18 protein-coding genes and 1 riboswitch are annotated in these 20,856 nt (G+C 70.9%); of the genes, 5 read left to right on the top strand and 13 right to left on the bottom strand.

Annotation, left to right across the window (positions count from 1 at the left end; all coding sequences use genetic code 11):
- The first annotated feature begins 13 nt into the window (after positions 1-13).
- The gene (locus ACFYZA_RS11125; RefSeq protein ID WP_382596517.1) at positions 14-1,807 is read left to right on the top strand and encodes an AMP-dependent synthetase/ligase; all 1,794 of its coding nucleotides are present in this window, start codon (positions 14-16) and stop codon (positions 1,805-1,807) included.
- Positions 1,808-2,213: 406 nt separating this feature from the next.
- Here ACFYZA_RS11125 and ACFYZA_RS11120 read toward each other — a convergent pair whose 3' ends face one another.
- On the bottom strand, positions 2,214-3,356 hold the full coding sequence (locus ACFYZA_RS11120) for a glycosyltransferase family 4 protein (RefSeq protein ID WP_388489306.1): 1,143 nt from the start codon (positions 3,354-3,356) through the stop codon (positions 2,214-2,216).
- 159 nt (positions 3,357-3,515) lie between these two features.
- Between ACFYZA_RS11120 and ACFYZA_RS11115 the strand changes: the two genes are divergently transcribed.
- Entirely contained in the window at positions 3,516-4,742 is a 1,227-nt protein-coding gene (locus ACFYZA_RS11115) for a glycosyltransferase 87 family protein (protein WP_388489303.1), read from the top strand.
- A 37-nt stretch (positions 4,743-4,779) separates the two neighbouring features.
- Here the strand turns inward: ACFYZA_RS11115 and ACFYZA_RS11110 are convergent, their stop codons facing one another.
- The 5 genes from ACFYZA_RS11110 to ACFYZA_RS11090 form a co-directional block, all read right to left on the bottom strand.
- Positions 4,780-6,012, bottom strand: coding sequence for a hypothetical protein (locus tag ACFYZA_RS11110; protein ID WP_388489300.1), 1,233 nt, complete (start codon positions 6,010-6,012; stop codon positions 4,780-4,782).
- Positions 6,013-6,028: 16 nt separating this feature from the next.
- Complete coding sequence (locus ACFYZA_RS11105; protein ID WP_382596526.1) at positions 6,029-7,057, bottom strand: NlpC/P60 family protein; 1,029 nt, start codon at positions 7,055-7,057, stop codon at positions 6,029-6,031.
- 239 nt (positions 7,058-7,296) lie between these two features.
- A complete protein-coding gene (locus ACFYZA_RS11100; RefSeq protein WP_382596528.1) occupies positions 7,297-8,322 on the bottom strand; it encodes an NlpC/P60 family protein in 1,026 nt (341 codons plus the stop codon).
- Positions 8,323-8,633: 311 nt separating this feature from the next.
- Positions 8,634-9,995 carry an NYN domain-containing protein gene (locus ACFYZA_RS11095; protein ID WP_388489298.1) on the bottom strand — a complete coding sequence of 454 codons (1,362 nt, stop codon included), beginning with the start codon at positions 9,993-9,995 and terminating at the stop codon, positions 8,634-8,636.
- A gap of 46 nt (positions 9,996-10,041) precedes the next feature.
- Positions 10,042-10,296, bottom strand: coding sequence for a hypothetical protein (locus tag ACFYZA_RS11090; RefSeq protein ID WP_382596532.1), 255 nt, complete (start codon positions 10,294-10,296; stop codon positions 10,042-10,044).
- A gap of 155 nt (positions 10,297-10,451) precedes the next feature.
- Between ACFYZA_RS11090 and ACFYZA_RS11085 the strand changes: the two genes are divergently transcribed.
- Both ACFYZA_RS11085 and ACFYZA_RS11080 read left to right on the top strand, forming a co-directional pair.
- Positions 10,452-11,201 (top strand): rhomboid family intramembrane serine protease, encoded by a 750-nt coding sequence (locus tag ACFYZA_RS11085; RefSeq protein WP_388489295.1) that lies wholly within the window; start codon positions 10,452-10,454, stop codon positions 11,199-11,201.
- Positions 11,198-11,479, top strand: coding sequence for an Lrp/AsnC family transcriptional regulator (locus tag ACFYZA_RS11080; RefSeq protein ID WP_053727718.1), 282 nt, complete (start codon positions 11,198-11,200; stop codon positions 11,477-11,479). The genes ACFYZA_RS11085 and ACFYZA_RS11080 overlap by 4 nt, the downstream gene beginning before the upstream one ends.
- Before the next feature lie 182 nt (positions 11,480-11,661).
- Here ACFYZA_RS11080 and ACFYZA_RS11075 read toward each other — a convergent pair whose 3' ends face one another.
- From ACFYZA_RS11075 to ACFYZA_RS11050, 6 genes are all read right to left on the bottom strand, one after another.
- The gene (locus tag ACFYZA_RS11075) at positions 11,662-13,056 is read right to left on the bottom strand and encodes an aminotransferase class V-fold PLP-dependent enzyme (protein WP_388489292.1); all 1,395 of its coding nucleotides are present in this window, start codon (positions 13,054-13,056) and stop codon (positions 11,662-11,664) included.
- Between the two features lie 245 nt (positions 13,057-13,301).
- Positions 13,302-13,419: riboswitch (SAM riboswitch) on the bottom strand.
- A 136-nt stretch (positions 13,420-13,555) separates the two neighbouring features.
- Entirely contained in the window at positions 13,556-14,620 is a 1,065-nt protein-coding gene (trpD, locus tag ACFYZA_RS11070; protein WP_382596538.1) for an anthranilate phosphoribosyltransferase, read from the bottom strand.
- A 191-nt stretch (positions 14,621-14,811) separates the two neighbouring features.
- Positions 14,812-16,437 carry a cytochrome bc complex cytochrome b subunit gene (locus ACFYZA_RS11065; RefSeq protein ID WP_388489290.1) on the bottom strand — a complete coding sequence of 542 codons (1,626 nt, stop codon included), beginning with the start codon at positions 16,435-16,437 and terminating at the stop codon, positions 14,812-14,814.
- Positions 16,434-17,483, bottom strand: a complete 1,050-nt coding sequence (locus ACFYZA_RS11060) for a Rieske 2Fe-2S domain-containing protein (protein WP_382596542.1) — start codon at positions 17,481-17,483, stop codon at positions 16,434-16,436. Before ACFYZA_RS11060 ends, ACFYZA_RS11065 begins: the two co-directional genes overlap by 4 nt.
- Positions 17,480-18,289, bottom strand: coding sequence for a c-type cytochrome (locus tag ACFYZA_RS11055; protein ID WP_382596544.1), 810 nt, complete (start codon positions 18,287-18,289; stop codon positions 17,480-17,482). Before ACFYZA_RS11055 ends, ACFYZA_RS11060 begins: the two co-directional genes overlap by 4 nt.
- A gap of 64 nt (positions 18,290-18,353) precedes the next feature.
- The gene (locus ACFYZA_RS11050) at positions 18,354-18,974 is read right to left on the bottom strand and encodes a heme-copper oxidase subunit III (protein WP_053727713.1); all 621 of its coding nucleotides are present in this window, start codon (positions 18,972-18,974) and stop codon (positions 18,354-18,356) included.
- A 187-nt stretch (positions 18,975-19,161) separates the two neighbouring features.
- Between ACFYZA_RS11050 and ACFYZA_RS11045 the strand changes: the two genes are divergently transcribed.
- On the top strand, positions 19,162-19,563 hold the full coding sequence (locus tag ACFYZA_RS11045) for a hypothetical protein (RefSeq protein ID WP_382596547.1): 402 nt from the start codon (positions 19,162-19,164) through the stop codon (positions 19,561-19,563).
- A gap of 2 nt (positions 19,564-19,565) precedes the next feature.
- Here the strand turns inward: ACFYZA_RS11045 and ACFYZA_RS11040 are convergent, their stop codons facing one another.
- Positions 19,566-20,819: an Ig-like domain-containing protein gene (locus ACFYZA_RS11040; RefSeq protein WP_382596549.1), complete on the bottom strand. Its 1,254-nt coding sequence runs from the start codon at positions 20,817-20,819 to the stop codon at positions 19,566-19,568.
- Positions 20,820-20,856 lie beyond the last annotated feature (37 nt).

Raw genomic sequence — 20,856 nt, 5'->3', positions numbered from 1 at the left:
AGGAGCAGCAGTCTTGCGCGAGTTCAGCCTTCCGGCCCTGTACGAGGTCCCTTCGGACGGCAACCTGACGGATCTGATCCGCCGCAATGCCGCTCAGCACCCCGATGTCGCGGTGATGGGCCGCAAGGTCGCGGGTGCCTGGGCCGATGTCACCGCCCGCCAGTTCCTCGCCGAGGTTCGTGCCGTCGCCAAGGGCCTGATCGCCACCGGCGTCGAGGCCGGCGACCGGGTGGCCCTGCTCTCGCGCACCCGCTACGAGTGGGTGCTGCTCGACTTCGCGATCTGGAGCGCGGGCGCGGTCACCGTGCCGGTGTACGAGACCAGCTCCCCCGAGCAGATCCAGTGGATCCTGAGCGACTCCGCCGCCACGCTCGCCATCGTCGAGTCCGAGGCGCACCGCGCCTCCGTGGCCTCGGTGCAGGGCGCGCTGCCCGGCCTCAAGGGGATCCGGAGCATCGAGGCGGACGCCGTCGCCGAACTCACCGCGGCCGGCGCGGACGTCTCCGACGAGCTCCTCGACGTCCGGATGTCCGCCGCGCACGCCGACGACCCGGCGACCATCGTCTACACCTCGGGCACCACCGGCCGCCCCAAGGGCTGTGTGCTGACCCACCGCGCGTTCTTCGCGGAGTGCGGCAACGTGGTGGAGCGGCTCAAGCCCCTCTTCCGCACCGGCGAGTGCTCGGTGCTGCTCTTCCTGCCGGCGGCCCACGTCTTCGGACGCCTGGTCGAGGTGGCCTCGGTGATGGCGCCGATCAAGCTCGGTTGCGTCCCCGACATCAAGAACCTCACCGATGAACTCGCCTCGTTCCGGCCGACGTTGATCCTCGGAGTGCCGCGCGTCTTCGAGAAGGTCTACAACTCGGCGCGCGCCAAGGCGCAGGCCGACGGCAAGGGCAAGATCTTCGACAAGGCCGCGCACACCGCGATCGCCTACAGCACCGCGCTCAGCACGGACGCGGGGCCCTCCGTCGGCCTGAGGATCAAGCACAAGGTCTTCGACAAGCTCGTCTTCAGCAAGCTGCGGGCGGTGCTCGGCGGGCGCGGCGAGTACGCGATCTCCGGCGGTGCGCCGCTGGGCGAGCGGCTCGGCCACTTCTTCCGCGGCATCGGCTTCACGGTCCTGGAGGGCTACGGCCTGACCGAGTCCTGCGCCGCGACCGCGTTCAACCCCTGGGACCGGCCGAAGATCGGCACGGTCGGGCAGCCGCTGCCGGGTTCGGTGGTACGGATCGCCGACGACGGCGAGGTGCTGCTGCACGGCGAGCACCTGTTCCAGGGCTACTGGAACAACGAGGCCGCGACGGCCGAGGCGCTGGCCGACGGCTGGTTCCACACCGGTGACATCGGCACGCTGGACGAGGACGGCTACCTCGCGATCACCGGCCGCAAGAAGGAGATCATCGTGACGGCGGGCGGCAAGAACGTCGCCCCCGCGGTCATCGAGGACCGCATCCGCGCGCACGCGCTGGTCGCGGAGTGCATGGTCGTCGGCGACGGACGCCCGTTCGTGGGCGCGCTGGTCACCCTTGACGAGGAGTTCCTCGGCCGGTGGGCCGAGGAGCACGGCAAGCCGGGGGCTTCGGTGGCCGCGCTGCGGGAGGACGCGGAGCTCCTCGCGGAGGTGCAGCGGGCGGTGGACGACGGGAACGCGGCGGTCTCCAAGGCGGAGTCGGTACGCAAGTTCCGTGTTCTGGGAGCGCAGTTCACGGAGGAGGCGGGGCACATCACGCCCTCGCTGAAGCTCAAGCGGAATGTTGTGGCGAAGGATTTCGCGGACGAGATCGAAGCGATCTACACCCGCTGAGCCCCAGCGCCCCTGGCCTCTCGGGGGCCTGGCCCCCGACCCCCCGTTGCTCGGGGTTGGTTGGTTCCGGGCCCCTGGGGGCTCCGCCCCCAGACCCCCGTTCGCGCCTGAACGGCGCTCGTCCTCAAACGCCGGACGGGCTGAAACGCCCGGTGCGGGCCAGCACAGAGTCATTCGGGGTCACCTACAGGGGCGCGGGGAACTGCGCGACCAGCCACGCACGGCCAGCGGACGAAGGCGGGTTCAGGGGCGCGGGGAACTGCGCGAGAAGCCGGCACGGTCCGCAGGCACGAACGGGTTCTGGGGGCGCGGGGAACTGCGCGAAAAGCCGCAGGCTAGCCGTACCCAGCCAACCCCACGGACCGCGGGGGACCGCGCAGTCCCGACCCCCCCCGGGGAAAGGGGGCTAGAGGAGCCCCCGGAGCTTCTCCGCCAGGAGGTCCCAGCGCCATTTCTCCTCCACCCAGGCCCGCCCCCGCTCCCCCATCCGCGCCCGAAGACCGGGATCCAGCAGCAGGGTCACGATCCGCTCGGCCGCGTCCTCGGGGGAGTCGCCCCGGACGACCCAGCCCGTCTCGCCGTCGAGGACGGCGTCCGGCGCGCCCCCGGAGTCGCCCGCCACCACGGGCAGACCCGTCGCGGAGGCCTCCAGGTAGACGATGCCGAGGCCCTCGACGTCCAGGCCGCCCCGCCGCGTGCGGCACGGCATCGCGAAGACGTCCCCCGCCCCGTAGTGCGCGGGCAGTTCGGCCCACGGCACCGCACCGGTGAAGCGGACCGAGGCCGACACCCCGGTGTCGGACGCGAGCTCGCGCAGGTCGGCCTCGTACGGCCCGCCGCCCACGATGAGCAGCACCGCGTCCGGCACTCGCGCCAGGATCGCCGGCAGGGCCCGGATCAGCGTGTCCTGCCCCTTGCGCGGCACGAGCCGCGAGACGCAGACCACGACGGGCCGGTCGGCGAGGCCGAGCCGGCGCCGCACCTCGTCGCCGCCCGAGCCGGGGTGGAAGGTCTTCTCGTCGACGCCCGGCGGAAGCTGGACCATGCGGGCCGCGGCCTGCTGGGTGAGCGCGCCCGCGATCCGCGAGCGGGTGTACTCGCCGAGGTAGGTGATCGTGTCCGTACCCTCGCCGATCCGCCTCAACAGCTGCCGCGCGACGGGGAGTTGGGCCCACCCCGCCTCGTGCCCGTGCGTCGTCGCCACCAGGCGCTCCGCGCCGGCCCTGCGCAGCGCGGGCCCCATGAGGCCGAGCGGCGCCGCCGCCCCGAACCACACCGAGGAGCAGCCGTGTTCGCGCAGCAGGGCGACGGCCCGCCGGGTGACCCGGGGGGTGGGAAGCAGCATCGTGGTGCGGTCGCGCACGACGGTGAACGGCTGCTCGGCGTCGAAGGCCGCCGTCGCCTCGGCGCCCTCGCTGCCGCGCTTCCACGTCGAGGCGTACACGACGATCCGCTCGGGATCGAGCCGCAGGGCCATGTTGTGGAGGAACGCCTGGATCCCGCCCGGACGCGGCGGGAAGTCATTGGTCACGATCAAGGTCTTGTGCATCGCCGCCGACAGTACCGAACCCGGGGCGCCGAGCCGAGGCGAGCCCGCCGGGCGGCACCCCCGGAACCGAAAGACCCGGCCCCGCCTTGCCGCCAACCCGCCCGGCCACCCGGCATCATGGCTGGCTCCGGCCCCCGAAACGAGGACGAGGCGGACATCATGCGCACCTCCCGGCGCCCCTTCACCGTGGCGGTCACCTGGGCCGCGACCCGCTACCTGCTGCTGCTCTGCGTCTTCAAGGTGCTCGTCCTGCCGGGGCCGGACGTCACCAGCGACGTCCATGTCATCTACCAGGGCTGGTCGCAGGTGCTGTGGACCGGCACGTATCCCCTGGACGACGTGACGTGGCAGTACCCGCCGGCCGCGGCCCTCGCGGTCCTCTCCCCCGCCGCGCTGCCGTTCCTGCCGTACGCGTCGGCGTTCTTCGTGCTCGTCCTGGTCGCGGACGCGCTGGTCTTCGCCCTCCTGATGTACGCGGCGGGCCGCCCGGGCAAGTCCCTGAACGGGGCCTGGATGTGGACGCTCGGGGTGCCGCTGCTCGGCCCCACCGCGTACGCCCGCTACGACCTGATGGTGACGGCCGTCGCGGTCGCCGCCCTGCTCGCCGGGGTCCGCCATCCTCGGACCCTGGGCGCGCTCGCCGCGTTCGGGGCGCTGCTCAAGGTGTGGCCGGTGCTGCTGCTGGTGCGCGCCCCGCGCCGGGCGTGGACGACCGCCGTCGTGACGGCGGCCGCCCTCCTGGCGGCCTGCGTGGCGGCGGCGCCGGGCGCGCTGGCCTTCCTGACCTTCCAGCGGGAGCGGGGCACCGAGGTCGAGTCGCTCGGCGCGCTCGTCTTCCAGGTGGCCCGGCACTTCGGCTGGCAGGGCCGGGTGCAGCTGAACTACGGCTCGGTGGAGTTCCTCGGCCCGTACGTACCGCTGGTGTCCGCCCTCGCGATGGGCCTGACCGTGCTCGCGTTCGGCTGGCTGCTCCTGTGGCGGCTGCGGGCCCGTGGCCCGCTGCGCCCGAGCACGCTCGCGGACGCGGCCTTCACGGCGGTCCTGCTCTTCACGACCACGAGCCGCGTCATCAGCCCCCAGTACCTTCTGTGGCTGGTCGGCCTCGCCGCGGTGTGCCTCGCCTTCCGCCGGAGCCCCATGACACGGCCCGCCCATCTGGTCCTGGCCGCGACGGCCGTGACGTTCCTGGAGTTCCCGATCTGGTTCTCCCACGTGGTGAGCGGCGACTGGCTCGGCCTGCTCCTGCTCACCGTCCGCAACGGCCTGCTCGTCGCGGCCTCGCTCCTCGCGTGCCGCCGCCTGTGGCAGTCCACCTCCCGGAGCCGCAACCTGCCGCCGCTCCCCGTTCAGCCCGCCCGCGCGACGGAACCGTCGGCCAGCCGCTGACGACGGGTGCGCCGCAGGCCCGGGGGGCTGCCCCCGATCAGCCCAGCTGTTCCCTTACGTACTCCCGCCACTGCGCCGTGAACTCCCTTGGCGTCAGGCCCAGTTGATCGGTCATGGCCTTTTCCGGGGCGCCCTCGCGATGGGGCTGGTCGCCGACCTCGGTGTAGAAGCGGGCCAGGGTGGCCTCGCCCCAGCGGGCGGCGATCATGCGGCAGGCCAGCCAGCCGCCCTCGTACGCCCTCGCCAGGCGGTCCGCGCCGCCGTCGAAGCCGAAGTCGGCGTCCGAGGGGAGGCCGGCGGGGAGGTCGCCCGCGCGGACCGCCTTCTGGAGTTCGGGGGCGGCCTGGGCGGCGGTGCGGCCGGTGTCGCGGTAGCCGACCCAGTCCGCGTACCCCTCCGAGAGCCACATCGGGGTGGCGGGCGAGGTGTGGGACCGGGTCGCGACGTGGGTGGTCTCGTGAGTGAGGACGACCTTGCGGCCCAGGTCGCCGAGGACCGCGTAGGCGTCCGGGTTGACGATCACCCGGTCCGCCGGAGCCGCCCCGGCGCCGCCCGCCTCGCCGGTGGTCACCGCCGCGATGCCCCGGTACGAGGCGGCGGGCGCGCCGAGCAGCGCGGCCATGGCGTCGAGCGACGCCGGTACGAGGACGACGACGCGGCCCGCCCACTTTCCGGGCCAGGCGGCGGAGACCGCGGGCACGGCGGTGTCCTCCGCGGCCGCGATCTCACGCAGCCGCGCCGGGTCCTGGCCCACCCCGAGGATCAGGCTGCGGCTGCCGCGCACGGCGGTCACCGGGCCCTGCTGCCACAGGAGTTGGGCGGCGCCCTGGGCGGGCCGGTCGCCGGTGACGTACCAGGTCCCGCCGCGCCGGTCGAAGGTCAGGGTGCGCGCGGCCGTCACGGGCGCGGTGTCGTAACCCTGGATCCGGTAGCGCAGGTCGACCTTCGCGGTGGCGGTCGTGCCGTGCCGGTCCACCTGGGTGACCCGGTACGCCCAGGACGTCAGCGGCACCTGCGTGAGGTTGCCGAACTCGGCGCCCTGGGCCGCCCGCAGGGCGCTCGCGGCGGGGTCGACGGCGGCCAGGTAGCTGCCGGCGTCGTGCTTCAGGACGGCGGCCGCGCGCCGGTCGAGGACCTGCTGCACCTGGCCCGCGGTGGCGTCGGGGGCCGCCCCGGGCGCCGAGCAGGCCGCGCCGAGCAGCAGCACGGCGAGCGCGCATCCCGCCGCCCGACCGCCCCGCGTCCCTCGCCCGCGTCCATGACCTGCCACGCCGCCGATCGTACGGTCACACGCGCGTCACCGAGGAGATGGGCATCATCCCCACGGGGTCGTAGCGCACCGGTGCGCCGGGGTAGGGGGCGTGCACGACCTGGCCGTTGCCGACGTACATGGCGATGTGGCTGGCGTCGTGCCGGTAGGCGACCAGATCGCCGGGCTTCGCCTCGGACAGCGACACCTGGTGCCCGGCGTACCGCTGCTCCTGCGAGGTGCGCGGCAGGCCCACGCCGGCCCGGGCGTACGACCACTGCATCAGGCCCGAACAGTCGAACCCCGAGGGCCCGTTGGCGCCCCAGATGTACGGTTTGCCGATCGCCGAGCGGGCCGCCATCACGGCCGCGGCGGCCCGCGAGGAGGCGGGCGCGGAGCCGGAGAGCGGGGGCAGCTCGGTGCGGCCGGAGCGCGAGGCCCGGTCGAAGGCGGCCCGGTCGGCGGTCGGCAGCGCGTTCAGGGTGCGGCGCGCCTCGGCCAGCTTCGACTCCACGGTCCGCTTGTGCCGGGCCACCTCGGTACGGCTGCGCTCCAGCTCGGACAGCTTGCGACTGGCCTCGGCACGCTGCTGCGAGAGCCGGCGCTGCTCGTGCTGGAGATCCGCGAGCGCGCCCGACTGACGCTCGCTGAGCCGGTCGAGCGCGGCGGCCTGGTCCAGATACGTGTCCGGGTTGGACGACAGGAGCAGCGCGAGCGCGGGGTCGATGCCGCCCGAGCGGTACTGCGCCCCGGCGATCGCGCCGAGCGCGCCCCGCATGCGGTTGATCTTCTCCTGGCCGCGCGCGACGCCGTCCTGCGCGTGCCTGACCTCGTCACGCAGCTGCTTGGCGTGCTCGTCCGCCTTGTCGTACTGCTCGGTGGCCTTCTCGGCCTCCTCGAAGAGCCGGTCGACCTTGGCCTGCCCGGACGAGCCCGGCTCGTGCGGGGCGGCGCTCGCCACGGGCGCCGCGAGGGCCGCCGCGGCCGTCGCCGCGGCTGCCGAAAGGACGGTGACGCGGGCGCTCTGGGTCAGGCCCGACTGCGAAGGCCGGCGATGGGACGCCACGGATGCCGTACTCCCTTGCACTGCGTGCGGCCCCTGCCGCCCGGGCGGGCGGCGAGTCACCGGGGGAACCGCACGCCGGACAGTAACCGGGCGGATACCCGTGGGCCAACGACCGCGCCGCCTACGCAAAGTGACGCCCCACCGGAGAGCACAGGTCACCGGCGGGGCGTCGCGTCAGCGCGAGTTGCCGCAATTCGCCCGTTTGGGCGGTGTCGACGGCTGACGAGGGGAAAGGCGGGTCAGCCGATGCGCACACCGAACTGGAACGGCATGTTGTCCATCGACTCGTAGCGCACGACCGTGCCGGTCCTCGGGGCGTGCAGCACCATGTTGTTGCCGGCGTACAGGCCGATGTGGTGCAGGTCGCCGAAGAAGAGCACCAGGTCGCCGGGCTTGAGCTCGCTGCGTCCCACCCGGGTGCCCGCGTTGGCCTGCTCCTGCGAGGTACGCGGCAGGTTGACGCCGGCCTGGCGGTAGGCGTAGCCCGTCAGACCCGAGCAGTCGAAGGTCGCCATGCCGGTCGCGCCGTAGCTGTACGGCTTGCCGAGCTGGGTCTGGGCGGCGGAGAGGGCTGCGGCGCCGACCTGCGAGGCGGGCAGGTCCTTGCCGAGGTTGGGGCGCTCGGTGGAGCGGTTGGCGCGCGACTCGTCCGAGGCGAGGGCCGCCTTCTCCTGCGCGGTCAGGGAGTTGAGCAGCCGCTGCGCGTCGCCGAGCTTGCCCTGGACTTCCTTCTTCTTGTCGTCGAGCACCTTGCTGGTGTCGGCGAGGTCCTTCAGCTTGTCCTGGGCTTCCTTGCGCTGCTGCGCGAGGGTGCGCTGCTTGCCCTGGATCTTGGTCAGGGCCTCGGCCTGAGTGGCGCTCAACTGGTCGAGCGAGGAGGCCTTGTCGAGGAAGTCGTCCGGGTTGGAGGAGAGGAACAGCGCGAGGGAGGGGTCGATGCCGCCGGAGCGGTACTGCGCCGAGGCCAGCGAACCGAGGCCCTGGCGCAGGGTGTTGAGCTCCTGCTGGCCACGGGCGACCCGGTCCTGGATCTGGCCGATCTGCTTCTCGAGCTGACCCTGCTTCTCCTTGGCGCCGTTGGCCGCCTCGGTCGCCTGCTCGGCCTCGTCGTAGAGCTTGTCGACCTTGCTCTTGACCTCGTCCTTGGTGGGCTTCGGGTCCGCCTGGGCGGCCTGCGAGGTAAGGGCGACGACCGCGGCGGCGGTCGCGCTGAGCACGGTCACACGAGTGCGGCTCGCGGGCTTGGGACGACGGTGGGACCCCACGAAGGCGAGCTCCTTCTTCCTCAACCGCCGAACACTGCGCACTCGACGGGACCTTCACGGACACCCCGAACGAGTGATCAACCGCATGAAGGTACGAGGCCCGACCCTAGTGACCTTTCTGTGATCAGTTCAAATCCTGATGGCAAAAAAGTCGGTCACTGAGAGGATTCTTTACTGTCATCCCACGCGCAGTAGTTGGCACTTGACGGAGTGCTCGTCCGCGATCACCCGAATTCGGGCATTGAACACAGGAGTTGCAGAACGGACGCAATGCCTCGGACGCGTGAAAGCCGCCGGCCGTGCGGGAGCGGCTAGACGCGGGAGAGCCGCTTGAGGAGCAGCAGGGAGGCGACCGGGCGGGCGCCCGCCTTCGCGACGCCGTCCGCGACTTCCTTGTCGGTGGAGACGACGACCACGGGACGCCCCGACGGCTCGGCCCGCACCAGCTGACGGATCAGCTCGTCGGCGGTCACGCCCGGCTTCGAGAACAGCACCCGTACGCCCCGGGGCGGGGCGAGCAGCACCGGGGCGGCGAGCTCCGCGCCGTCGAAGACGCAGGTGACCTCGGCGCCGGTCTGCGCGGCCAGCACGGAAAGACCGCCGAGCAGCCGCAGTCGCTGCTTCTCCAACGGCATCGCCGGATAGCCGGTCTTGGTGACGTTGTAGCCGTCCACGACCAGGTGCACCTGGGGCAGCGCGAGCAGTTGGTCGAGCAGCGCCGGATCGGTCTCCGAGAGCGCGCGCGCCGCGATGTCCTTGGGCGTCATGTTGCCCGGCGCGACCGCGTCCACGGTGTCGGCGGGGCGCACCGAGGCCGGCGGCAGGGCCAGTTCGCGCCGCAGCCCCTGGGCGCCCTCCAGGACGGTGTCGAGCAGCAGCCGCAGCCGCATGTCCTCGACGGAACGGCCCTCGCGCACCGCGCGCCGGCTCGCCTCAAGGCCGGCCTCGGCCTCGCCCAGGCGGGTCTTCAGGCGCCGGGCCTCGCTCTCGGACGCGGCCACCTGGGCGGCCGCCTCGGACTTGATGCCGTCGATCTCGGAGGTGACCCTGCGCAGCGCGGCCTCGCCGCGCTTCACGTCGCTCTGGGCGCTGCGCAGCTTGCGCTGCAGCGACTCGGTCTCCTTGCGGGCCGCGAGCAGCTCGGCGCGCAGCGACTCGTTCTCGGACTTGACGCGGTCGCGCGCCTCGGCGAGCTCCTCGCGCAGCCGCTCCACCTCGCGGCGGCCCTCCTCCTCCGCGCGCTCGGCGAACGCCCGCTGGGCCTCCTCGCCGGCCGCCGCGACCAGCTTGACCCAGCCGGTGGGGCGCAGCACATAGGCGGCGGCCGCCACGTCGACGGGGTCGGCCGCGCCGGGCGGCGCGCCCGCCTCCACGGCCGCCGCCAGCTCCGGCTGCGCCTCCTTGAGGCGCTCGCCGACCCGCTGGCGGAACACCGGGTCGCTCTCCAGGGCCGCGGCCATGGCGTTGCCGGCGAACTTGGCGCGCCGGGTCGGGGTGAAACGGGCGTACTGCCGCAGCTGACCGGGCAGTTCGCCGACGGTCAGGCCGCCGAACGCCTCCGACACGAAGGCGACGACCCGGCGCCTGACCCCTTCGGGCAGCGGGCGGTCGAGCACCTCGGCGGGGCCGTCGCCGGCCGCAGCGGCCGGTTCAGCGCCGCTTGCATGCTCCACAATCCGTCACCCCAACTGTCATCCGTACCGCGTGGGCGGCCGCTCCTCAGGAGGCGGCCGCGGAGTCGGTACCCGGCCGGTCCACTAGCTCGATCTGGTCCACCGCGTTGCACCACCGGCAGCGAACCGACTCGATGGTCTCACTGACCACCTCGCGTTCCTCCACCTTGGGCTCTCCGGCGAGGTCCAGATGGACGTACTCGATCACTTTCGACGAGCGGGTGACATCGAAACGGGTGAGGTTACCGCAGAGCGTGCAGCGCCACCGGGTCTCGGCGGTCATCTGGGGAACGGTGGTCATGTGGTGCCGCCCTCTTTTCCACTTCCATGGTCCAGGATCTCGCGGTGCGCCGTCGAACTGCGGGAGTACTGCCCGCAACCCTACGGCCTACCCGTCGGCCGCCGGCACGGCGAGGCGGTCTGTACCGAAAGCTCCCTTTGGGCCATTCTCTCCCCATGATCAAGTGGCGGGGAGCGGAGATCCTCAGGGGCGCGGTACGGGGCCCGACCGTGACGTACGGGCTCATCGCCGCGTGCTGCCTGTTGTTTCTGGTCAGCCCGGTGTCCGGCCTGAACCCGGTGTACGGCACCGGCGACGCGATCCTGAGCGCCCAGAGCGACTACTTCGCGCGGTGGGGGGTCATCCCGGCGGAGCTGATGACGGGCCGCCCGCACGCCCTGCTCACGCCGCTCACCGCGCTGTTCGTGCACGGGGGCTGGCTGCATCTGCTCGGCAACATGCTGTTCCTGTACGTCTTCGGCGCGATGGCCGAGGAGCGGCTCGGGTGGGCCGAGTTCGCGCTGTTCTACCTGGTGGCCGGCTATGTGGCCCTGCTCGGCTACGCGGTCGCGCACGCCGGCTCGGAGCAGACGCTGGTAGGGGCGTCCGGGGCCATCTCGGCGGTCCTCGGCGCCTTCCTCTACCTCTTCCCCAAGGCCCGGGTGACCAGCGTCTTCCCGTTCCTGCTCTTCCTGCCGCTGCGCTTCCCGGCGTGGATCGTGCTCGTCTTCTGGTTCGCCCTGCAGTGGCTGGCGATCCGCGGCGCGTCGTCCGGGCCCGGGGTGGCCTACCTGGCCCATCTCGTGGGCTTCGGCGTCGGCTTCCTCTACGCGTGGGCCCGTTTCCACGGGGCGGATAGAGTGAAACGCCGAAAGCCCGTGAAGACCGCGGGTCCGGCCGCCACCGAGGGAGAAAGCCAGCCGTGATCACCGCGATCGTGCTCATCAAGACCAGCGTGGACCGGATTCCCGAGATCGCGGAGTCCATCGCGGCGCTCGACAGCGTCAGCGAGGTGTACTCGGTGACCGGTACGTACGATCTGATCGCGCTGGTCAGGGTGGCTCGCCACGATGACCTGGCGGACATCATCCCCGGCAGCATCAGCAAGATCCCCGGGGTGGAGGGGACGGATACGCACGTGGCGTTCCGCACGTACTCCCAACACGACCTCGAAGCGGCCTTCGCCATCGGCCTGGACTCGTAGCCCCCTCACCCTCGGAGGCCGTGTCCCCGCGCCCCCGGGGCTGCTCACGGGTGCGGACCGCGGGGGCCGTTCGCGCAGTTCCCCGCGCCCCTGTAGGTGTCCCCGAATACCTCGGTGGCGGCCCGCACCGGGGCATCCGTAGACCGTCATGGGGGCCCCGGCCCCCGGGAGGTGGGCCCGGGTTACACCGCCGGGACGCAGCGGCCGGCCTCCGTGCGGTACTGCCACTTCGCGCCGTCGGCCACCAGCTCCCGCACCGCCCGCACGAAGCGGTCCACGTGCTCGTCCGGCGTCCCCGCCCCGAAGCTGACCCGGATCGCGTTGAGGGACCGCTCGCCCGGCTCCGCCTCGGGCGCACCGCACTCGCCCGGGTCCTGCGGGTTGCTGCCGAGCAGGGTGCGCACCAGCGGGTGGGCGCAGAAGAGGCCGTCGCGCACCCCGATGCCGTACTCCGCCGACAGCGCCGCCGCGAAGTGCGAGCTGTTCCAGCCGTCGACGACGAAGGAGATGACGCCGACCCGGGGCGCGTCGTCGCCGAAGAGCGACAGCACCCGCACCGCCGGCACCTCCGCCAGGCCCTCGCGGACCTTCGCGATCAGGTGCCGCTCGCGCTCGACGAGCGAGTCGAAGCCCGCCTCGGTCAGCGCCTTGCAGGCGGAGGCGATGGAATAGACGCCGATGACGTTGGGCGACCCGGCCTCGTGACGGGCGGCCGTGGTGTGCCACTCGACGTCGACGCCCCCGTCGGAGCGCCGCGCGACCTTCTTGGAGGCGCCGCCACCCGCGAGGTACGGCTCGGACTCCTGGAGCCAGTCCGCGCGGCCGGCCAGGACGCCCGAGCCGAACGGCGCGTACAGCTTGTGCCCGGAGAAGGCGATCCAGTCGACGTCCAACTCCCGTACGGAGACGGGGTGATGGGGAGCGAGCTGAGCGGCGTCCAGCACGATCCGCGCGCCGTGGGCGTGCGCCGCCGCGGCGAGTTCCCGGACCGGCCACAGCTCGCCGGTGACGTTGGACGCGCCGGTGACGCACACGAGGGCGGGCCCGTAGGGGTCGCGGTCGGCGAGCGCGCGCTCCAGGGTCGCGACGGCCTGCTCCGGGGTGCGCGGCGCGTTCAGGTAGGTCACGCGGGCGTCGCGCCACGGCAGCAGCGAGGCGTGGTGCTCGGTCTCGAAGACGAAGACCTGGCAGTCGGCCGGCAGCGCCTGGGCGAGCAGGTTCAGCGAGTCCGTGGTGGAGCGGGTGAAGACGATCTGGTCGCCGGGGCGGCAGTCGAGGAACTCCGCCACCGTCGCCCGGCTGTTCTCGAAGAGGTCGGTGGAGAGCTGCGAGAGGTAGCCCGCCCCGCGGTGCACGCTCCCGTAGTAGGGGGCGTACGCGGCGACGTCGTCCCAGACCCGCTGGAGGGCGGGCGCGCTCGCCGCGTAGTCGAGGGCGGCGTACGTCACTTCGCCGCCGGTGACCAGCGGGACGGTGACGTCGCGGCCGAGCACCGGAAGCGGCGCGGCACAGCAGGGGTCGGCGGACTCGGCGGCGGCCTGGGCGGCGGTGACGGTGGCGGCGGGGCGTGCGGACATGGCGGTATCTCCCGGCAGGACAAGGCGAGTTGACTTCGGACCCCGGGTACGGCGGCGCGACCCTGCATCGAGCGAGAGGGGTCGACTGCCGTGCCGTGTACGGGTGTTGACCTCGAACACGCAGCCCGAAGAAGGGTGCGCGGAGGTGTGAAGAAGGGGCGGTACGCCCTATCGCATTCGCTTGCTCACGAGACTGCTCCCTTGAGGACCAGGACCCCAGGGCTGTGACATCGAAGATGTCCAGGGGTCCGCGCTTGCCGAAGGCCTTGCTGCCTACGACCTGGTCTTCACCCGGGGCACCCCGCCACGGACGGAGGGTTGCCGGACAGCGAGCCGGGGCCTAAATCGCTGTCACTCATGACCTTGAAGAGCATCCTGCCACACGTGTGGAGGTGCGCAAGGCACAGTCCGCGATCTGGACTGCGCCTTGCGTCACACCCGCGCGCGGGACGTCCCCGTGAAAGACGTGCCCGTGCAGAACACCCCGCACGGGCAGGGGTCAGGCGTTGCTGGCCTCGACCCAGCGCCGCAGGGCGCCCTGGGCCGCCCCGGAGTCGATCGCCTCGGCCGTGCGCGCCATCGCGGCGCCGATCTGCTCGGCGAGCGAGCCCTGCCCCGGTTCGAGGGCCACCAGGGCGGCCGCCGAGTTCAGCAGCACCGCGTCCCGCACCGGCCCCCGCTCCCCCGCGAGCAGCCGGCGGGCCACATCGGCGTTGTACGAGGAGTCCGCGCCGCGCAGTGCTTCGATGGGCACGATCTCGATGCCGACGTCACGCGGGTCGAAGGCCTCCTCGCGGACCTGGCCGTCGCGCACCACCCACACCCGCGAGGTGCCGGTGGTGGTGAGCTCGTCGAGGCCGTCGTCGCCGCGGAAGACCAGCGCGGAGGAGCCGCGCTCGGCGAACACGCCCGCCACGATCGGGGCCATCCGGGCGTCGGCGACACCGGCGGCGGTGGCCCGGACCTTGGCCGGGTTGGTCAGCGGGCCCAGGACGTTGAAGGTGGTGCGGATGCCGAGCTCCCTGCGCGCGGCGGCGACGTACCGCAGCGCGGGGTGGAACTTCACCGCGAAACAGAAGGTGATGCCGGCCTCCTCGACCACCTCCGCCACCCGCTTCGGCGTCAGCTCCAGGTTGACGCCCAGCTTCTCCAGGACGTCCGACGAGCCGCTCGCCGACGAGGCGGCCCGGTTGCCGTGCTTGACGACCTTGGTGCCGGTTCCGGCGACCACGATCGCCGCCATGGTGGAGATGTTGACGGTCTTGGCGCCGTCGCCGCCGGTGCCGACGATGTCGACGCTGGGGCCCGGCACCTCGATGAGGTTGGCGTGCGCGTACATGGCGCGTACCAGGCCGGTGATCTCCTGGACCGTCTCGCCCTTGGCGCGCAGGGCCACCATGAAGGCGGCGATCTGGGCGTCGGTGGCCTCGCCGCGCATGATCCGGTCCATCGCCCAGGCGGTCACGTCCGCGCTCTGGTCGGTGCCCCCGAGCAGCGCGTCCAGGACGCCCGGCCAGGAGTGGGCCGCCACGGTGTCGCCTCCGGTGGGGGTAACAGCGCTCATGCTCGCTCCTGGTGGTCAGGCTGGGGATATACCGCCCGTCAGCCTATCGACAGCGGGGGACGCATCCGTACGCGTGCCCGTAGTACGGACGGCGTGTGGGCGCGCGCGGATGCCAAAAGGCTCCGGCCCGGCCCCCGGTGAAGGGGCCGGGCCGGAGCCTCGGTTGTGGCGACCGACAGGTCAGGCGGGGATCAGTGGTGGCCGTGGCCGCTCGTGATCTCCTCGTACTCCTCGGCCGTCGGCTTGGGAATCTGGTTCCCCTCGCCGTAGTAGCCCTTGCTGAGCTTGGCGCGCAGCTTCTGGACCGGCGACACCTTGCGGGCGACACCGTTCTCGTCGACCGTCGGGCCGATCTCGGCCGGCTTGTACTGCTCGTGCGCGGTGAGCTTGTAGCGCGCACCGGCGTCGAGCGGCTCGTGGATCTCGATGAACTCGCCGTGCGGCAGCCGCTTGATGATGCCGGACTCGCGTCCGTGCAGCACCTTCTCGGCGTCGCGCCGCTGCAGACCCAGGCAGATCCGCTTGGTGGCGATGAACGCGAGGACCGGAGCGACGAAGAACGCGATCCGCACGAACCAGGTGATGACGTTGATCGAGAGGTGGAAGTGGGTCGCCCAGAGGTCGTTTCCACCACCGATGAGCAGCACCAGGTACCAGGTGATCCACGCGACACCGAACGCGGTACGCGTCGGCGCGTTGCGCGGCCGGTCCGCGATGTGGTGCTCGCGCTTGTCGCCGGTGATCCAGGACTCGATGAACGGGTACACCGCGATGGTCGCGAGGACCAGCGGGAAGATCACCAGCGGGATGAACACACCCAGGACGAGGGTGTGGCCCCACAGGTTGATCTCCCAGCCCGGCATCACACGGATGAGGCCTTCGGAGAAGCCCATGTACCAGTCGGGCTGGGCGCCGGTGGACACCTGGTCCGGCCGGTAGGGGCCGATCGCCCAGATCGGGTTGATCGAGGCGATCGCCGCGACGACCGCGATGACGCCGAAGACCAGGAAGAAGAAGCCGCCCGCCTTCGCCATGTACACCGGGAGCAGCGGCATGCCGACGACGTTCTTGTTCGTGCGTCCCGGACCCGCGAACTGGGTGTGCTTGTGGTAGAAGACCAGGATCAGGTGCGCCACCATCAGGCCGAGCATGATGCCGGGCAGCAGCAGGATGTGGACCGAGTAGAACCGGGCCACGAAGTCGCCGCCGGGGAACTCGCCGCCGAACAGGAAGAACGAGAGGTACGTGCCGACGATCGGCACGGACAGGATCGCGCCCTCCATGAAGCGGACACCGGTGCCGGAGAGCAGGTCGTCCGGGAGCGAGTAACCGGTGAAGCCGGTGAACATGCCCAGGACGAACAGCAGGAAGCCGAACAGCCAGTTGACCTCACGCGGCTTGCGGAACGCACCCGTGAAGAACACGCGCATCATGTGCACGAACATGCCGGCGAGGAAGATCAGCGCCGCCCAGTGGTGGATCTGCCGGATCAGCAGACCACCGCGCACGTCGAAGCTGATGTGCATGGTCGAGTTGAACGCCTCGGACATGTGCATGCCCTGCAGCGGCACGTACGAGCCGTCGTAGACGACCTCGTTCATGCTCGGGTGGAAGAACAGCGTCAGATACACACCCGTGAGGATGATGATGATGAAGCTGTACATGCAGATCTCGCCGAGCATGAAGGACCAGTGGTCCGGAAAGATCTTGCGCATGTTGGCCTTGGCCAGGGAGTAGATCCCGAGCCGGCCGTCCGCCCAGTCCGCGATCCGCTCACCGGCGGGCGCTTCGCGCCGTGCGTCTGTCGTGGTGCTCATCCGCGCTCCCAGAAGGCAGGACCGACGGGCTCATCGAAGTCGCCGAGCGCTTCGAGGTAACCCTCGTCATTCACGCCGATCCGCAGCTGCGGAAGCGGGTGACCGGCCGGGCCGAAGATGACGCGGGCGCCGTCGGAGAGGTCGAAGGTGGACTGGTGGCACGGGCAGAGCACGTGGTGCGTCTGCTGCTCGTACAGGGAGATCGGGCAGCCGACGTGGGTGCAGATCTTCGAGTAGGCGACGATGCCCTGGTGCGACCATTCGAGCTCGCGCTTGTCCTTGATGTCCTCCGGCTTGATCCGGACGAGCATCAGGGCGGCCTTGGCGATCTGCGTCTGGAAGTCCTCCGCGTCCTCCTCCAGGCCCTCGGGCTTGGCGAAGGTGAGCGAACCGACCAGCAGGTCCTCGGGACGCAGCGGCTCGTTGGTGTTCATGTTGATCAGGGCCTTGCCCTTGGACCACATGGTGTGCCGCAGCTTGCTCTCGGGCAGCGTGCCCAGGTCGCGCAGCAGCATCACACCGGAGAGCGGCACCATGGCCAGCGCACCGAACATGGTGTTGCGGATCAGCTTGCGCCGGCCGAAGCCGGACTCGGCCGCGCCCTGCTTGAAGTCGGCCAGGACCTGCGCCTTGACCTCCGGCGGGGCCGCGATCTCGTGCCGCTCGGCCGGCATCTCGACGTCCGACATCAGGGTGCGGGCCCAGTGGACCGCGCCCGCGCCGATGCAGAACAGCGCCACGCCCAGGGTCAGACCCAGAGCGAAGTTGAGGACGCTGACGTGCCCGAACGGGAAGATGAAGACGATCTTGTCGACCGGGAAGATCACGTACGAGGCGATGAAGCCGACCGTCGCGACCATGGACAGGAAGAACAGGAACGCGACCGCGCGCTCGGAGCGCTTGGCCGCCCGCTCGTCGATGTCCTGGATGCGCGGCTTGTGGGCCGGCAGTCCCGGGTCGGCGAACGGGTCGCCCGCGTGCTCTACCGCGCCGTGCGCGGGGGCCTGCGCTTCGGGCAGGCTCTCGGAATTCTCTTGGCTACTCATGACTTCTTGGCCTTAGCGGTGTGGGCCGCGACCCAGATGGCTACTGCGATGAGGGCACCCAGACCGAAGATCCAGCCGAACAGACCCTCGCTGACCGGGCCGAGCCCGCCGAGCTTGAGGCCACCGGGGCTCGCGGACTTGTCGCTGTTCACGGCGTGCAGGTACGCGATGATGTCCTGCTTCTGCTTCTGCGGCATCGTCGTGTCCGGGAAGGACGGCATGTTCTGCGGGCCGGTCTGCATGGCCTCGTAGATGTGCTTGGGGTCCACGTCCTCCAGGCTGGGGGCGAACTTGCCGTTCGTCAGGGCACCGCCCTCACCCGTGAAGTTGTGGCACTGGGCGCAGTTGGTGCGGAACAGCTCGCCACCCTTGGCGATGTCCGCACCGCTCGGGTTGTACTGCGAGTCGGTCGGCACGCTCGGACCGGCGCCCAGCGAAGCCACGTAAGCGGCGAGCTGGTCGATCTCGGGCTGCGAGTAGATGACCTTCTTCTTCGGCACCTGCGCGCCGGGCTGCTGCGCCGGCATACGGCCGGTGCCGACCTGGAAGTCCACCGCTGCGGCGCCGACGCCGACCAGGGAGGGGCCGTCAGAGGTTCCCTGACCGCCGGTTCCGTGGCAGCTGGCGCAGCCGACGGAGTAGAGCTTCTTGCCCTCGTCAATGGCGAGGGACTGGGCGGTTTCGTCAGCCTGAGCCTTGCCCGCGGGCGCGAACGCGGCGTACAGCCCCCCGGTGGCCGCCAGCGCGAGGAGTAGGACGACGACCGCCGCCAGCGGATGGCGTCGTCGTGCGGAGAGCTTTTTCACGGATTACCCCGGTGTCAGGATCTTCTGCGTCGATGCTGGATGTGGTGCGGACCTACGGGCCCGGTTACTGGATCAGGTAGATCGTGGCGAAGAGGCCGATCCACACGACATCGACGAAGTGCCAGTAATAGGACACGACGATGGCCGCGGTCGCCTGCTCGTGGGTGAACCTCTTGGCCGCGTACGTCCTGCCCAGAACCAGCAGGAAGGCGATCAGGCCGCCCGTCACATGCAGTCCGTGGAAGCCCGTGGTCAGGTAGAACACCGAGCCGTAAGGATCCGAGGACAGCGAGAGGCCGTCCTTCTTCACCAGCTCGGTGTACTCGAAGACCTGGCCGCCGATGAAGATCGCACCCATCACGAACGTGATGATGAACCAGGTGCGGAGCTTCTTCACATCGCCGCGCTCCGCGGCGAAGACGCCGAGCTGGCAGGTGAGAGAAGAGAGCACCAGGATCGTGGTGTTGGTCGCCGAGAACGGAAGGTTCAGGGACGAGGCCATTTCGGACCAGTGCGCGGCACCCGTTACCGATCGCAGAGTGAAGTACATCGCGAAGAGGGCCGCGAAGAACATCAGCTCGGAACTCAACCAGATGATGGTTCCGACGCTGGTGAGGTTCGGCCGATTGACCGACGGGTGCGCGTGCCCGGTTTCTACTGTCGTTGCTGTCGCCACGACCGACATTATGTCGGTCGCTTATCCCGCCCTCACTCCGGGGGGTGCCGTTCGGTGTGTCAGCGGCGTATGCAGGGCCCGAACGGCCCATCGAAGGGCTGGCCGAACCGGTGTTGACGGGCAGTCGGACGGAGTAGCATCCGCGCATCGGTTCATGACCCAACGTCGGCGAAAGCGCCGGACTTTCGGAGGATCCATGCAGTCGAGCGCCACGGTTCTGGTCTACAGCGACGACGCGAACACCCGTGCCCAGGTGCGGCTCGCGGCCGGGCGCAGGCCCGCATCCGACGTGCCCCCCGTGGAGTTCCTGGAGTGCGCGACTCTGCCGGCGGTCCTCAAGGAGCTGGACCGCGGCGGCATCGACGTCTGTGTGTTCGACGGAGAGGCCGCCCCGGCGGGCGGCATGGGGGTCTGCCGCCAGATCAAGGACGAGGTCTTCCAGTGCCCGCCGGTGCTGCTCCTCATCGGCCGCCCGCAGGACGCCTGGCTGGCCACGTGGAGCCGTGCGGACGCCGCGGTGACCCTGCCGGTCGAGCCGGTCGAGTTCGCGGACGCCCTGGCCTCCCTGCTGCGCAAGCGGCTTGCCGTGGGTGCCTGACCTCACACTCCCGGCCGCAGCCGGGCGGAGTTGACCTTGCTCTGCCCGGCCTTGAGGTCGGCCTGCAGGACACTGCCCTCACGCCACTCGTCCCACGACACGTTCCAGTCGCCGAACCCGTTGTCGAAGGGCGTCATGTCCTCGCCGATGCTGTTGACGACCTTGACGATGTCGCCCTCGTTGATGTTCTCGAAGAACCAGGCGGCGTTGCCGGTGCTCATGCCCGTGCAGCCGTGGCTGACGTTCTCGGACCCCTGCGAGCCCACCGACCACGGCGCGGCGTGCACGTATTCACCACTCCAGGTGACCCGGGTGGCGTAGTAGACGGGCAGGTCGTACCCGTCGGAGCTGCTGGACGAGATGCCGACGGTCTCCCCGCGCATGCGTACGAAGTACTGCTTGCCCAGGACCACCTTGACGCCGTTGCGGGTGGAGAAGCCCGGCTTCCCGGTGGTGACCGGAATGGTGTTGATCACTTCTCCGTTGCGCTTGACCGTCATGTAGTGCCCGGCGGCGTCCGTGATGGCCTCGACGCGGTCGCCCGTGGTGATCCTCAGGGGCTTGCCGGGGCCGCCGTACAGCTTGTCGGCGATCTTCACGCCCTCCAGGTTGGAGTGCACGTCGATGGTGGCGTGGGCGGGCCAGTACTCCTTCGGGCGGTAGTGCAGGACCTTGTCGTTCACCCAGTACCAGGCGCCCTCCACCGAGGGCGTGGACTGGACCTTGAGGGCCCGCTCGACGACCGAGCGGGCCGCCTTGTCCTTGACCGGCTTGCTGAGCTGGGCCGTGATGGGCTGCCCGACGCCGTACTTGCCCGCGTCCGGGCCGAATTCGACCTCCACGGCGTCCTTGGCCGCCGCCGTGTCGAACGTCAGCGTGCGCAGCCCTGGAGAGCCGTCCTCGTTCTCCGTGGAGACCTTGACGGTGTAGTGCGCTCCGGCGACCAGAGGGGCCGTGGAGTGCCAGCGGCTGCCGTCGGCGGTCAGTTCGCCCGCCAGGTAGCGCCCGTTGCCGTCGACGGCCGTGACGTCCGTGAGACGGCCGTCCTTGCTCTTGGCGGTGATCTCCAGGGGCTTGTCGGGATCGGCCTTCTGACTGCCCGCCGGGCCGTTGTACGCGACCTGTCCGGCCGCGTCGTAGGGCTTCGCCGAAAGGGGATTGCCGTCGGACCCGCCGCACCCCGTGGCCCCCACACCGAGGGACAGGACAAGGAGGGTGCAGCTCACTACGGTGCGGATGCGCGGTGCGTGGCTCATGTTCACACGGTATGAAGACTCGTCAGATTCGGCGCGC

The sequence above is a fragment of the Streptomyces sp. NPDC001828 genome (assembly GCF_042892175.1).
GTDB lineage: Bacteria > Actinomycetota > Actinomycetes > Streptomycetales > Streptomycetaceae > Streptomyces.
This window is presented reverse-complemented; position numbering and strand designations above follow the sequence as displayed.